The organism is Acidovorax sp. HMWF029 (genome assembly GCF_003060895.1).
Lineage (GTDB): Bacteria > Pseudomonadota > Gammaproteobacteria > Burkholderiales > Burkholderiaceae_C > Acidovorax.
Genome location: NZ_QAIH01000014.1, coordinates 1 through 13,939, shown reverse-complemented (window position 1 = coordinate 13,939; position 13,939 = coordinate 1). Strand labels below are relative to the sequence as shown.

Annotated in this window: 15 protein-coding genes and 1 pseudogene; 11 read left to right on the top strand and 5 right to left on the bottom strand. The window is 64.8% G+C overall.

The window, feature by feature from the left end; genetic code table 11:
• The first annotated feature begins 43 nt into the window (after positions 1-43).
• From dnaA to DBR12_RS01185, 5 genes are all read left to right on the top strand, one after another.
• The gene (gene dnaA / locus DBR12_RS01205) at positions 44-1,465 is read left to right on the top strand and encodes a chromosomal replication initiator protein DnaA (protein ID WP_108615584.1); all 1,422 of its coding nucleotides are present in this window, start codon (positions 44-46) and stop codon (positions 1,463-1,465) included.
• A gap of 130 nt (positions 1,466-1,595) precedes the next feature.
• Positions 1,596-2,714 carry a DNA polymerase III subunit beta gene (gene dnaN / locus DBR12_RS01200; protein WP_108615583.1) on the top strand — a complete coding sequence of 373 codons (1,119 nt, stop codon included), beginning with the start codon at positions 1,596-1,598 and terminating at the stop codon, positions 2,712-2,714.
• A 181-nt stretch (positions 2,715-2,895) separates the two neighbouring features.
• Positions 2,896-5,502: a DNA topoisomerase (ATP-hydrolyzing) subunit B gene (gyrB, locus tag DBR12_RS01195; protein WP_108615582.1), complete on the top strand. Its 2,607-nt coding sequence runs from the start codon at positions 2,896-2,898 to the stop codon at positions 5,500-5,502.
• 29 nt (positions 5,503-5,531) lie between these two features.
• Positions 5,532-6,365, top strand: coding sequence for a DUF3883 domain-containing protein (locus DBR12_RS01190; RefSeq protein ID WP_233244237.1), 834 nt, complete (start codon positions 5,532-5,534; stop codon positions 6,363-6,365).
• A gap of 37 nt (positions 6,366-6,402) precedes the next feature.
• Positions 6,403-6,816: a YkgJ family cysteine cluster protein gene (locus DBR12_RS01185; RefSeq protein WP_108615581.1), complete on the top strand. Its 414-nt coding sequence runs from the start codon at positions 6,403-6,405 to the stop codon at positions 6,814-6,816.
• 185 nt (positions 6,817-7,001) lie between these two features.
• On the opposite strand, the gene DBR12_RS01180 is transcribed toward DBR12_RS01185, so the two are convergent.
• From DBR12_RS01180 to DBR12_RS01165, 4 genes are all read right to left on the bottom strand, one after another.
• Positions 7,002-8,324, bottom strand: coding sequence for a serine hydrolase (locus tag DBR12_RS01180; RefSeq protein WP_108615588.1), 1,323 nt, complete (start codon positions 8,322-8,324; stop codon positions 7,002-7,004).
• A 71-nt stretch (positions 8,325-8,395) separates the two neighbouring features.
• Positions 8,396-8,968 carry a thioredoxin family protein gene (locus DBR12_RS01175; protein WP_108615580.1) on the bottom strand — a complete coding sequence of 191 codons (573 nt, stop codon included), beginning with the start codon at positions 8,966-8,968 and terminating at the stop codon, positions 8,396-8,398.
• A 36-nt stretch (positions 8,969-9,004) separates the two neighbouring features.
• Positions 9,005-9,727, bottom strand: a complete 723-nt coding sequence (locus DBR12_RS01170; protein WP_108615579.1) for a cytochrome c biogenesis CcdA family protein — start codon at positions 9,725-9,727, stop codon at positions 9,005-9,007.
• Entirely contained in the window at positions 9,724-10,248 is a 525-nt protein-coding gene (locus tag DBR12_RS01165) for a DUF2147 domain-containing protein (protein WP_108615578.1), read from the bottom strand. The genes DBR12_RS01170 and DBR12_RS01165 overlap by 4 nt, the downstream gene beginning before the upstream one ends.
• Positions 10,249-10,427: 179 nt before the next feature.
• On the opposite strand from DBR12_RS01165, the gene DBR12_RS01160 reads away from it, so the two are divergent.
• The 3 genes from DBR12_RS01160 to DBR12_RS23495 are packed head-to-tail and all read left to right on the top strand — an operon-like array spanning position 10,428 to position 12,850.
• The gene (locus DBR12_RS01160) at positions 10,428-11,186 is read left to right on the top strand and encodes a response regulator (RefSeq protein WP_108615587.1); all 759 of its coding nucleotides are present in this window, start codon (positions 10,428-10,430) and stop codon (positions 11,184-11,186) included.
• Positions 11,183-12,505, top strand: coding sequence for a HAMP domain-containing sensor histidine kinase (locus DBR12_RS01155; RefSeq protein ID WP_108615577.1), 1,323 nt, complete (start codon positions 11,183-11,185; stop codon positions 12,503-12,505). Before DBR12_RS01160 ends, DBR12_RS01155 begins: the two co-directional genes overlap by 4 nt.
• A gap of 30 nt (positions 12,506-12,535) precedes the next feature.
• Positions 12,536-12,850, top strand: coding sequence for a DUF72 domain-containing protein (locus DBR12_RS23495; RefSeq protein ID WP_108615586.1), 315 nt, complete (start codon positions 12,536-12,538; stop codon positions 12,848-12,850).
• Here the strand turns inward: DBR12_RS23495 and DBR12_RS01145 are convergent.
• Positions 12,735-13,037, bottom strand: a complete 303-nt coding sequence (locus DBR12_RS01145) for an acylphosphatase (protein ID WP_108615576.1) — start codon at positions 13,035-13,037, stop codon at positions 12,735-12,737. The two genes, DBR12_RS23495 and DBR12_RS01145, sit on opposite strands and share 116 nt — an antisense overlap.
• Positions 13,038-13,104: 67 nt before the next feature.
• On the opposite strand from DBR12_RS01145, the gene DBR12_RS01140 reads away from it, so the two are divergent.
• From DBR12_RS01140 to DBR12_RS01135, 3 genes and pseudogenes are all read left to right on the top strand, one after another.
• On the top strand, positions 13,105-13,395 hold the full coding sequence (locus DBR12_RS01140) for an ATP-binding protein (RefSeq protein WP_108615585.1): 291 nt from the start codon (positions 13,105-13,107) through the stop codon (positions 13,393-13,395).
• Positions 13,396-13,431: 36 nt separating this feature from the next.
• Entirely contained in the window at positions 13,432-13,578 is a 147-nt protein-coding gene (locus DBR12_RS22110) for a hypothetical protein (protein ID WP_158274956.1), read from the top strand.
• A 130-nt stretch (positions 13,579-13,708) separates the two neighbouring features.
• Positions 13,709-13,939 (top strand): annotated as a pseudogene (locus DBR12_RS01135) (homoserine dehydrogenase); the annotation flags it as partial.

Sequence of the window (13,939 nt, the reverse complement as noted above, 5' to 3'; positions counted from 1 at the left end):
GCCCAGTACCGTTCCTCCTATCCACAACAAGAATCCCCGAGAAATGACCGAGGAACCCACCCGCAGCCCCCAGCCATCCCCCGGTGCAGATGCCGGCCAAGGCCTATGGCAGGCCTGCATAGAACAACTGGCGCAAGACCTGCCTGAACAACAGTTCAACACCTGGATCAAGCCCCTGGTCGCCCAGGTGGCCGAGGATTTTTCCAAGGTCACCCTGTTGGTGGCCAACCGCTTCAAGCTGGACTGGATCCGCGCCCAATATGCAGGCCGTATTGCCGCACTTCTGGAGGGCCTGTATGGCCAGCCAGTTTCGCTGGAGTTAGCGCTCGCTCAGCGTGAATCCGTTACCCGCACTTATGTGCGTCCCGTATCGCCCGAGCCTTCCACAGCCCCGGCGCCGACGGAATCTCCTGTCATCAGTGACGAGCCAGCCGCCGGCGCCTTCCGCAACCGGCTCAACGCAGCCCTGACCTTCGAGACCCTGGTCGAGGGCACTGCCAACCGCATGGCGCGCTCGGCCGCGATGCACGTGGCGGGCATGCCCGGCCACCTGTACAACCCGTTGTTCATCTACGGCGGCGTCGGCCTGGGTAAGACCCACCTGATGCATGCTGTGGGTAACCGCCTGCTGCAGGACAAGCCCGACGCCAAAGTTCTCTACATCCATGCGGAGCAGTTCGTGTCGGATGTGGTTAAGGCCTACCAGCGTCGCACCTTCGACGAGTTCAAGGAACGCTACCACTCGCTCGACCTGCTGCTCATCGACGACGTGCAGTTCTTCGCCAACAAGGACCGCACGCAGGAAGAATTCTTCAACGCGTTCGAGGCCCTGCTGACCAAGAAGAGCCACATCGTGATGACGTCGGACACCTACCCCAAGGGCCTGACCAACATCCACGACCGCCTGGTCTCGCGCTTCGATTCGGGCCTGACGGTTGCGCTGGAACCGCCCGAGCTGGAGATGCGCGTGGCCATCCTGATCAACAAGGCCCGCGCCGAAGGCACCGAGATGCCCGAGGAAGTGGCCTTCTTCGTGGCCAAGAATGTGCGCTCCAACGTGCGCGAACTGGAAGGCGCGCTGCGCAAGATCCTGGCGTACTCGCGCTTCAACCAGAAGGAAATCTCCATCCAGCTCGCCCGCGAGGCGCTGCGCGATCTGCTGTCCATCCAGAACCGGCAGATCTCTGTAGAAAACATCCAGAAGACGGTGGCCGACTATTACAAGATCAAGGTCGCCGACATGTACAGCAAGAAGCGCCCGGCCAGCATTGCCCGCCCGCGCCAGATCGCGATGTACCTGGCCAAGGAACTGACGCAAAAAAGCCTTCCAGAGATCGGAGAATTGTTCGGCGGGCGGGACCACACCACGGTTTTGCATGCAGTTCGCAAGATTTCGGGCGAGCGCCAGCAACTGACCGAGTTGAACCAACAGCTGCATGTGCTGGAGCAGACCCTGAAAGGCTGATCGGTGGGGGTAGATGCACCGAACAGAAACCGCCCCGTAAAAGGGCAAAATGACGGGTTGTGCAGCAGGGGGAGGCACAACCCGTGCCGCTGTCCAAGCTCCGTTCCAAAAACCACAAGAGGTTGAAGACATGATCGTCCTGAAGGCAACACAAGACAAGGTTCTCGCGGTACTGCAGTCCGTGGCTGGCATCGTGGAGCGCCGCCACACGCTGCCCATCCTGGCCAATGTGCTGATCCGCAAGACGGGCAATGCCCTGCAGCTGACGACCAGCGACCTCGAAATCCAGATCCGCACCACCGCAGAATTGGGCGGCGACACCGGCGACTTCACCACCACCGTGGGCGCGCGCAAGCTCATCGACATCCTGCGCACCATGCCCGGCGACCAAACGGTGAGCCTGGAGTCGCAACAGTCCAAGCTGGTCTTGAAAGGCGGCAAGAGCCGCTTCACGCTGCAAAGCCTGCCTGCCGAAGACTTCCCGCTGGTGCAGGAGTCTGCCGCCTTCGGCCCCGTGTTCGCCGTGCCGCAAAAGACGCTGAAGGATCTGCTCGGTCAGGTGTCGTTTGCGATGGCCGTGCAGGACATCCGCTACTACCTCAACGGCATCCTGTTTGTGGCCGAGGGCAAAACCCTGAGCCTGGTCGCCACAGACGGCCACCGCCTGGCCTTTGCCAGTGCCACGCTGGATGTGGAAGTGCCCAAGCAGGAAGTCATCCTGCCGCGCAAGACCGTGATCGAGCTGCAGCGCCTGCTGTCTGATGCGGGTGGCGAGAACCAGCCCCACATCGAGATGCAGTTTGCCAACAACCAGGCCAAGTTCACCTTTGGCGGCATGGAGTTCGTCACCAAGCTGGTTGAGGGCAAGTTCCCTGATTACAACCGCGTGATCCCCAAGAACCACAAGAACAGCGTCACCCTGGGCCGCGCACCGCTGCTGGCCAGCCTGCAACGCACGGCCATCATGACCAGCGACAAGTTCAAGGGCGTGCGCCTGAACATCGAGCCCGGCACGCTGCGCGTGGCGTCGAACAACGCCGAGCAGGAAGAGGCCGTGGACGAACTCGACATCGACTACGGTGGCGACACCATCGAGATCGGTTTCAACGTGACCTACCTCATCGACGCCCTGGCCAACATGGGCCAGGACATGGTGAAGGTGGAGCTGTCGGACGGCAACAGCTCTGCGCTGATGACCATCCCTGACAACGACAGCTTCAAGTATGTGGTGATGCCCATGCGCATCTAAGAAGTGAGTGCGTGAGGCGGCACCTCACCTGCCGCACCACTGCACCATCGCACCATCGCACGGCTGCACCATATTTACTATCGTATTGATAGCTACTAGCGCTTACTGAATAGGCGGTAGAGCCCAATTTGACCATTGAACTTATTGGAAACCCCGGTTTCCACGGACCCCAAGGCCCACCATGACTGCTGACAACAACCTGCCCGAGCAAGAACCTACCGGCACGGGTGAGCCTGTTCCCCAAAAGATCGACACCAACCAGGCCGGCGCCAGCGAAAGCTACGGCGAAGGCGCCATCACCATCCTCGAAGGCCTGGAGGCCGTGCGCAAGCGTCCCGGCATGTACATCGGCGACACGAGCGACGGCACCGGTCTGCACCACCTGGTATTCGAGGTGGTGGACAACTCCATCGACGAAGCCCTGGCCGGCCACTGCGACGACATCGTCGTCACCATCCACACCGACAACTCCATCAGCGTGACCGACAACGGCCGGGGCATCCCCACCGGCGTGAAGATGGACGACAAGCACGAGCCCAAGCGCTCGGCTGCCGAGATTGCGCTGACCGAATTGCACGCTGGCGGCAAGTTCAACCAGAACAGCTACAAGGTGTCCGGCGGCCTGCACGGCGTGGGCGTGAGCTGCGTGAACGCCCTTAGCAAATGGCTGCGCCTGACGGTGCGCCGCGAAGGCAAGGTGCACCAGATCGAATTTGCACGCGGCTTTGTGCAAGACCGCCTGCTGTCCGCCGTGGACGGCTTTGAAGTCAGCCCCATGAAGGTGACCGGCGAGACCGAAAAGCGCGGCACCGAAGTGCACTTCCTGCCCGACACCGAGATCTTCAAAGAGAACAACGACTTCCACTACGAGATCCTGGCCAAGCGCCTGCGCGAACTCTCGTTTTTGAACAACGGCGTGCGCATCCGCTTGAAGGACGAGCGCAGCGGCAAGGAAGACGACTTCTCCGGCGCTGGCGGCGTGCGCGGCTTTGTCGAGTTCATCAACAAGGGCAAGACCGTTCTGCATCCCACATCGTTCTATGCAGCGGGCGAACGCCCGGCCGAAACCTATGGCGGCATCCCCGGCACGCACATCGGCGTGGAAGTGGCCATGCAGTGGAACAGCGCGTACACCGAGCAAGTGCTGTGCTTTACCAACAACATCCCCCAGCGTGACGGCGGCACCCACCTCACCGGCCTGCGCGCCGCGATGACCCGCGTCATCAACAAGTACATCGAAGAAAACGAGCTGGCCAAGAAAGCCAAGGTCGAAGTCACCGGCGACGACATGCGCGAAGGCCTGTGCTGCGTGCTCAGCGTGAAGGTGCCCGAGCCCAAGTTCAGCAGCCAGACCAAAGACAAGCTGGTGTCGAGCGAAGTGCGCGCGCCGGTCGAAGACATCGTGGGCAAGCTGCTCACCGACTACCTGCAAGAAAAGCCTGCCGACGCCAAGATCATCTGCGGCAAGATCGTGGAAGCCGCCCGCGCCCGCGAAGCCGCCCGCAAGGCCCGCGAAATGACCCGCCGCAAGGGCGTGCTCGACGGCATGGGCCTGCCTGGCAAGCTGGCCGACTGCCAGGAAAAAGACCCGGCGATGTGCGAGATCTACATCGTCGAGGGTGACTCCGCCGGCGGCTCTGCCAAGCAAGGTCGCGACCGCAAGTTCCAGGCCATCCTGCCCCTGCGCGGCAAGATCCTGAACGTGGAAAAAGCCCGCTACGAAAAGCTGCTGACCAGCAACGAAATCCTCACGCTGATCACCGCCTTGGGCACTGGCATCGGCAAGGCCGGCGGCACCACCGGCGGCGACGACTTTGATGTGGCCAAACTGCGCTACCACCGCATCATCATCATGACCGACGCGGACGTGGACGGCGCCCACATCCGCACCCTGCTGCTCACCTTCTTCTACCGCCAGATGCCCGAACTGGTCGAGCGCGGCCACATCTACATCGCCCAGCCACCGCTGTACAAGGTCAAGGCGGGCAAGGAAGAGCTGTACCTGAAAGACGGCCCCGCGCTCGACAGCTTCTTGCTGCGCATTGCGCTCAACCACGCCAGCGTGACCACCGGCGGCGCCAACCCGCAAACCCTGACCGGCGAGACCCTGGCCGAGCTGGCACGCAAGCACCAGATCGCTGAAAGCGTCATCGCCCGCCTGGGCAACTTCATGGACGCCGAAGCCCTGCGCGCCATTGCCGACGGCGTGAGCCTCAAGCTCGACTCCGTGGCCGACGCCGAAGCCAGTGCCGTGGCCCTGCAAGCCAAGCTGCGCGAGCTGAACACTACCGGCGCCCCCGCCGAAGTGGCCGGTGAATTCGACGCCCGCACCGACAAGCCCCTGCTGCGCATCAGCCGCCGCCACCACGGCAACATCAAGAGCAGCGTCATCACCCAAGATTTCGTGCACGGCGCCGACTACGCCGCCCTGGCCGAAGCCGCCGAAACCTTCCGTGGCCTGCTCAGCGAGGGTGCCAAAGCCCTGCGCGGCGAAGGCGACAAGCAGAAGGAAGAAAAAGTGGGCGACTTCCGCCAGGCCATGAAGTGGCTGATCAGCGAAGCCGAACGCACCACCGCCCGCCAGCGCTACAAGGGCCTGGGCGAAATGAACCCCGAGCAGCTGTGGGAAACCACCATGGACCCCACCGTGCGCCGCCTGCTGCGCGTGCAGATTGATGACGCGATCGAGGCCGACCGCGTGTTCACGATGCTGATGGGGGATGAGGTGGAGCCGCGTCGAGACTTTATTGAGACGAATGCGCTGCGAGCGGGGAATATTGACGTTTGACAGAGTCAGCTGACTCGGTTGAACCGGACATGGACTGGTCTCAGGCAGAGGTAGAAGCCATTGTTGCCGACTACCTCAAGATGCTCAATCTTGAACTGGCTGGTCAGGCCTACAGCAAGGCTGCACACCGTCGCGCCTTGCTTGAGAAGCTCAATGGTCGCTCTGCCGGTTCGGTTGAATTCAAGCGCTGCAATATAAGTGCAGTGCTCATCCATCTGGGCTGCCCGTACCTGCGCGGCTATCAACCACGACCGAACTACCAGCGTTTACTACGTGAAGTAGTGGAGCAACAAGTTGACCAATCCTCTGCCCTGGATTCACTGGCGCTTGCGGCTGCACACCAACCTGCAGTCCCCCCAGAAATTGTGGATTTCTCCAGAGTCGAAACCGAAGCACCGCTAAAACGCCACAGTATCGGTGAGACAAGCCCGCCTTACGGCAATCTGCCCGCCAAGCGTGACTACCTCGCGATCGAGTCCCGCAATAGCTCGTTAGGCCAGGCAGGAGAAGAGTTCGTTTTTCGGTACGAACAGTGGCGACTGGTTCACATTGGAAAACGCAATCTTGCTGAGCGGGTAGAGCACGTTTCGCAAACAAGGGGGGATGGCCTTGGCTATGACATCCTGTCTTTCGATGCGAATGGCCGCGAGCGATTTATTGAAGTGAAAACCACTGCATTTGGTAAAGACACACCGTTTTTCGTATCCAAGAACGAATTGCGGTTTTCCCGAGACGCGGGTGCTGACTTCACATTGTGTCGCCTATTTGAGTTTCGGCGGGCTCCAAAACTGTTCTCTCTGAAAGGCGCACTGGATCAGCACTGCGACCTGGACCCCGCCACCTATCGCGCTAGCTTTTCTTAGTTCTACCGCTAGCCGCTACCCATCCGCCTGCACCCCCATGCGCTCCCCCATCTCCATCGTTGACGTAGACCGCCTGGACACCTGGACCCGCTACCGCGCGGGCCTGTGCGACACCTGCGCGGCCAACTGCTGCACGATGCCGCTGGAGGTGCAGCTGTCGGACCTGGTGCGGCTTGAACTGGTGGACCCGTTCGAGGCCGAGCATGAAGAAATCCGCCACATTGCCAAGCGGCTGCAGAAGGCGCGGTTGATTGACCACTTCAATCACAAGAACGCCATCTTCACGATGGCGCGGCGGGCGAGTGGGGACTGCAACTTTCTCGACCCCAAGACGCGGCTGTGCACGGTGTATGACAAGCGGCCCGAGACCTGCCGCCTGCACCCGCAGAAGAAGAGCCCCAAGCCGGGTTACTGCGCTTATGGGGCGCGGGATCTGCAGCGGCGGGGCTGACAAGCGCTGAGGGGCTTCACACGCCCCGCCTGAGCAGGCCCGTCGCGCCCGGACTTTCGCGCCATGTTGCGCAGTCAGCGGCACAGAACCTTGCCCGCGCTGCACTTGGGCGCGGCCTGTGCAAGCACGGTCTTCCGGGGCACCCCGCAAGGGGTGCGTGCTGCGCGGCAATGGGGGTGCTGGGCTCAGCGCACCGCCTTGGCCAGCGCCGCAAAAGCCTGCCGGTCCAGCGCGTGGGTGAAGGCGGTGTTGGGCACGGGGTGCGTGGAGAGTTTCACCACCACCAGCTCGGCCGTCGGGTTGATGTGGATGTGCTGGCCCATCAGGCCTTTGGCTTCGAAGCTGCCATCGGCATCGTGGGGCACCCACCACTGGTTGTGGTACGAGTAGCCCGCGCGCATGGCGGTGCCGGGGGCCTTGCTGAACTTGGTGGGGTCGGCGCCCTTGCGCAGCTCGGCAATGGCGGCGGGCGAGACGATCTGCTGGCCGTTGAAGCGGCCGTTGGATCGCAGCATTTCGCCCAGGCGGCCCAGGTCGCGCAGGGTGGCGTTCACGCCCACGCTGGTGGCCTGGCCGCCGTTCGCGTCGGCAAACACATAGGCGTCCTCCTGTGCGCCCAGCTTGGACCAGATGCGCTCGGACAGCAGGGTGGCGTAGCTCTTGCCAGTCACGCGCTGCAGCAGCCAGCCCAGCACCTCCGTGTCCACCGATTTGTAGGCAAACGCGGTGCCGTGCTCGCCTTCCTTCTGCAGGGTGGGCAGGTGCTCGGTCATGCTCTTGGCCACGGTGATGCCCGGGGGCGCAGGCTGCAGGCCTGCGGCGGCCAGGTACTGGAACACGCCCGAGGTGGGGTCGGCAAAGTTCTCGGCGTATTTCACGCCGGTGGTCATGTCCAGGGTCTGCTGCACAGTGGCATCGGCCCAGGCGCTGGTGGCCAGCTCGGGCAGGTAGCGGGGGATGAGCGCGTTGGCATCAATCGCGCCTTCCTGGATCAGCTCGGTCACCAGCAGGCCCACCAGCGATTTGCTCATGGACCACAGCACGTGCGGCTGCTGCGGCTGCATGCCGATGTAATGGCGCTCGTACACCACACGGCCCCGGTGCAGCACCAGCAGGGCGTCGGTGTAGGTGGCCTTTTGCCAGTCGGCCAGCGTGGTGGTGGCGCCCTTGTCGTCGGCAAACCCCAGGGTATCGGGCAAGGCGCGCGGCGCTGCGGGCAGTGCGCTGGGCGCTGCCGCACCGCGCCAGATGGTGGCCGTAGGCCCCAGTTCGCGCAGGTGCTGGGCGGCCCAGCGCACGTTGGGGTACTTGAGGATGTTGGCCAGCCGCACGATCTTGTCGGGCGCCGGGGGGAAGCCCTGCATCAACTGCAGGGTCACAGGGTTGGTGGCGTCCGGCGGCGGCAGCTGCGGAGCCTGGGCCTGGCTGGCAGGCGCAATCCCCAGCAGGGTGCAGGCCAAGGCGACGGCGGTGAAGGAAGGGGTGAGGTGGCGATGAAAAGAGCGCATGGTGAGAAGGCCTCGGTCAAGAAACATGGGATGGGGAAGAACAAAAAAGAAAACGGAATCGATCGGGCAGATCAGCCCCGCGCGGCCAGAAGCGTGCGGATCACGCCCTCGGTGCGCTCGTACTCGCCTTCGCCGAAGTGCTTGTAGCGAATACGCCCCTGCGCATCGATGAGGTAGGTAGCGGGCCAATACTGGTTGCTGTAGGCCTTCCAGGTGCCGTAGCGGTTGTCCTGCGCCACGGGGTGCTTCACACCATGGCGGCGCATAGCCGCTTCGACATTGCTGGCAGAGCGCTCGAACGGAAACTCGGGCGTGTGCACGCCCACCACCGTGAGGCCCTGGGGCGTGTACCGCTCGGCCCATCGGTTCACATGGGGCAGGGTGCGAATGCAGTTGACGCAGGCATAGGTCCAGAAATCCACGAGCACCACGCGGCCGCGCAGCTGCGCCAGGCTCAGCGGTTCGGAATTGAGCCAGCGCTCGATGCCAGTGAACTCGGGCGCAGCGCCCAAGTCGGGCAGTGCCGCAGCGGGACTGGCGGGGCCCGCTGCATATGCCAAGCCAGGGGCCGCCAGTGCAGCGGCCATCGACGCCAGGAAGGCGCGGCGCTCGGAAAAGCGTGGGGAAGAGGGGTTCAATGTCATGGTGAAAGCTCCTTGCAATCGGTGGGGTGTCGCCCCTTACAGGCCGCCCCCGCCCGAGGGATAGAACTGCGTGAGCCAAACGGTGATATGCCCATCCACCTCCCACAACATGGCCAGCGCGATGGCAATGACCACCACCCCAAACACCTGCTGCACGCGGTGTGCGTGGCGGGCAATGTGGCGCACATGGGTGGCTGCGGCTTGGCCGCCATAGGCAATGGCCAGCATGGGCAGCGCCGCGCCGGTGGAATACGCGAGCAGTAGCACGGCAGTGCCCACGCCTGCGGGCTCCGTGGCGATGAGGGTGAGGATGGAAGCGAGCACCGGCCCGGCGCACGGTGTCCAGACCGCGCCCAGGCTCAGGCCCAGCAGGAGCCCACCCCAATTGCCACCGCCGCTGCCCATGCCCAGGCTGGCCACGCGGCTGAGCATGCCGCCCGCATGTTGGCTGAGCCACTGGAAGGGCCGGGGCCACACCGTGAGCACGCCAAACACAAGCAGCATCACGGCGGCAAACCGGCGCAGGCCTTCTTGCGACACACCCAGCACCTGCGTGAAGCTGCTGAACAGCAGTGCCACGGCCGCGAACGACAGCGCAAAGCCCAGGGCAATGAACAGTGGGCGTGTGCGCTGCGCTGAGTCGGCGCCGCTCACCGAGGCCCCCAGCACCACTGGCAGCATGGGCAACACGCAGGGCGCCCCTACTGTGAGCATGCCGGCGGCCACGGCCAGCCATGGCGAGGTGGTGGCCATGGTCATTGCCCGCTCCCCTGCTCGGCCGCCGGGCGGCGCCACACCTGGGTTTTGCCAAACAGCGGAATGCCCACGTACGCGTGCACCAGCAGTTGCTCAGGCTCGGCCGGCGTCAGGTTGACGCGGTAGGTCTTGGCGTTCTCACGGTTGTAGATTTCGCCGTGGTACTCGTTGGTGCCGCCATCGGCGGAGCGCAGGCCCGACAGCAGCGTCATGCCCAATGCAGGCCGCGCGTCGGCAGCAGCCATGTCGGTGCCTGGCGCGCTCATGGAACGGTTGGCCAGTACACGCACCACTTTGCCGCACAGGGCGTTGCCGCCACCGGGGTTACAGGGGGCGATGTTCACCTCCAGGTTGCCGCTTTCGGTGATCCAGCGGCCCAGCGGCGCCTTGGGGTGGGCAGCGCCCTGCTTGGCAGTGGCTGGCGGCACTGCTGCCGTTTCTTGCGCACCGGCAGCGTGTGTCAAACCCAGGGCCAACAAGACGGCCAGGGTGGCCGGTGCGGCCACTGCGAAGGGAAGTTTCATGGCAAGGTCCTCGTGAAGTTCAGGAAAACCTCATTGAAGCCAGCGCAGGTATCGGCGATTTGTCTGGCCCAGGCCTTTTGGTATGCGCGCTTGTCGAAGCGCAGAGCAGACAAGTTCAGATACATACGGGTCTGCCGTCGTCCCACCACGGTCTCGCCAAAGCCCGGACAATGGCCACCATGACCACGCGACCGCCCGACCACATCCTGATCGTCGATGACGACGCTGGCATCCGCGAGCTGGCCGCCGAGTACCTGCAGCGCCAGGGCCTGCAGGTGAGCGTGGCCGCCGACGGGCGGCAAATGCGCGAGGTGCTGGCCACCCAGCGCATCGACCTGCTGGTGCTGGACCTCATGCTGCCGGGTACCGACGGCATCACCCTGTGCCGCGAGCTGCGCAGCCCAGGCGCCCCACCGCTGCCCATCATCATGCTCACCGCACGCAGCGACGAGGCCGACCGCATCCTGGGCCTGGAGCTGGGTGCGGACGACTATCTGACCAAACCCTTTGCCGCGCGCGAGCTGCTGGCCCGCATCCACGCGGTGCTGCGACGCACGCGCATGCTGCCGCCCAACCTGGCCGTGGCCGAGCCCGCGCGCCACCTCGCGTTTGGCGACTGGCGGCTGGACACCACGGCGCGCCACCTGCTCGATGCCACCGGTGCGGTAGTGGCGCTATCGGGCGCCGAATACCGGCTGCTGCGCGTGCTGCTGGACCACCCCCAGCGCATCCTCAATCGCGACCAGCTGCTGCAGCTCACGCAGGGGCGCGATGCCGATGTGTTCGACCGCTCCATCGATCTGCTGGTCAGCCGCGTGCGCCAGCGGCTGGGCGACGGAGCACGCGGCTCGCGCTACATCAAGACGGTGCGCAACGAGGGCTATGTGTTCTGCGCTGACGTGCACGCTGCATCAGCGCCCCCAAAGGCGGCGCCATGACGCTGCGCTGGTGGCCCCACTCGCTGTTCGGTCGCATCCTGCTCGTGCTGGCACTGGGCCTGGCGTTGGCGCATGCGTTGACGTTTGTGCTGGCGTTCACCGAGCGCAGCATGACCATGCGTCGGGCCATGGTGTCGTATTTCGCGAGCGATGTGGCCAGCTCAGTGGCCATGCTGGAGCGCCTGCCCGCTACCGAGCGCGCGCAGTGGTTGGAGCGGCTGGCACGCCGCAACTACCGCTTTGCACTGGCCGATCCGCTCGACGCCCCCGAAGACCCATCCCAACTTGCCCGCCTTGTCGCCAGCGCCGTGAGGGCGACGCTGCCCACAGGTCAGACAGTGCAGGTGATCGACCCCCGCGTGCCCGGCACCGAGCTGCGCCTGCAGCTCCAGTTGAGCGACGGCACCTCGCTGGCAGTGGACATGGACGAGCCCCGGCTGCAGATTTCACCCTGGGTGCTGGGCGCGCTGGCGCTGCAGCTGGCGTTGCTGGTAGGCCTGTGCGCCTGGGCCGTGCGCGCGGCCACACGGCCCCTGAGCACGCTGGCCGATGCGGCCGACGCACTGGGCGCAGACCGCCACGCCGTGCTGCTGGCCGAAGACGGTCCGCGCGAAGTGGTGCGTGCCGCCGCAGCATTCAACCGCATGCAGCAACGCATTCAGACGCACCTGCACGAGCGCATGCAGATCCTGGCCGCCGTCTCGCACGACCTGCAAACACCCATCACCCGCCTGCGCCTGCGCGCCGACCTGCTGGACGACACCACGCTGCGCGACAAGCTGCACGCCGACCTGGCCGAGATGCAATCGCTGGTGGAGGAGGGCATTGCCTACGCGCGCTCGCCCCAGGCTGTGCGCGAGCCTCCGCAGCGCGTGAACCTGCGTGCGCTGGTGGAGAGCATTGCACGCGACTATGCCGACACGGGCCTGCCCGTGCAGGTGCTGCAGGCAGTAGACGTGACCTGCGACACGCGCCCCCAGGCCCTGCGCCGCCTGCTGTGCAACCTGGTGGACAACGCTCTCAAGTTCGCAGGCGCTGCAGATTTGACACTGGAAGCAGGCGGGCCAGGCCAGTGGCTTGTGCGCGTTCAGGACCATGGCCCCGGCATACCTCCAGCAGAGCTATCCGCCGTACTGCAGCCCTATGTGCGGCTGGAGGATTCGCGCAACCGGGGCACCGGCGGCACGGGCCTGGGCCTGGCCATTGCCAGCGAACTGGCCAAGGCGCTCGGCGGCCAGCTGGTGCTGGGGCCGCGCGAGGATGGTGCGCAAGGGCTGCAGGCACGGGTGGAACTGCCAGGCAAGCCATTGCCACAGTGACCGTTGCATGGACACCTGAAGGACAACGCCATGGACACCTCTGCAAGCCGCAGCCAGAGCGAGATCATTGCCATCGAAGTCAACGGCACCGGCAACAGCACCTTCAAACCGCCCACGCTTGCCAAGTGGCGGGATGAAACGCCCGAGGGTTCCATGTTCTCCCTCAAGGTCAACCGTTTTGCCATGCACCGGCGCGTGACGCAGGGCAGGGGCGAGGCGGGGTGCGGGTCTACACCGTCTCGCGCTGCACAAAGCCCTGCGGGGCCTCACCACCATCGGGTACGTTGCCGACCACGACGCGGTCAACGCACGCATGCTCTGGCCCCCGGTGCGCCCAATCGATGAGGGCAAGCACGGCCTGCTCGGTGCCCCAGGCGCAGGCCTCCACGCGGCCATCTTGCCGGTTGCGCACCCAGCCCGTCACGCCCATGCGTTCGGCGGCCTGCACCATGGACCAGCGGTAGCCCACGCCCTGCACATGGCCGGTGATCAACAGATGGCGGGTGATGGTGGGGTGGGGTTCTGCGTTCATGGCGGCACTGTAGCGCGCCTTGTGCCGTGTGCACAACGGCGGCACACTGCACACCACACGACACCCCATGACCACCGCCGCCCCCAAGGCCCTGCCCTCCATCGACCCCCGGCGCTGCACCGGCTGCGGCTGGTGCATTGCCGTGTGCCCTCCGCATGTGCTGTCGCTGCAGGTGCAGGGCACTGGCCCCTGGGGCCCCAAGTGTTCCACCCTGCACGATGCGCCGGGTTGCACCGGGTGCGCGCTGTGTGCGGTGCGTTGCCCGTTCGATGCGATCCACATGGTGCGGGTGGCCGCCGTTGAGGCACGGAGAAGCCCGGTGAGGCCATCGAGCCACAGCCCCACACAGGCGGGTTGACGGGCCCCGGCCCGCATCCGGTACACTGCGCCCTTCATGTCGTACACCGTCATCCCCTTCACCGCACGCGCCACTGCCTTCCAAGGCATGGGCATGATGCCGCCCGCGTCCTCGCGGGCCAATGGTGAAAAGCGGGCACTGGGTGCACGAATGATTACCACCATTACCACCGCGGCCACCTGAGCACGCGCAGGTGGCCGTTTCGGCAGCCACCTGGTGATCGCTCTCTTCTCTCCCAAGACGAATGCACGAAACCCAGCTCTGGCAGCTGGGTTTTTTTGTTTGTTCGTTCGTTTGATGTTTGGAGAAGCCGATGTACCGCGATCCCGTCCAGAGCCTTGAGCCCCAGTCCAGCCCCGCCAGTGCGCTGGCCACACGCCCGCTGCGCGTGGGCATGATTGGCATTGGCACCGTGGGAGCGGGCACCTTCCGCGTGCTGGCACGCAACCAGGCGCTGATTGCCGGGCGGGCGGGCCGGGGCATCAAGCTGGTGGTGGTGTGCGCTCGCAGCCTGGCCCGCGCCATGAGTGTGGTGGGCAAGGAC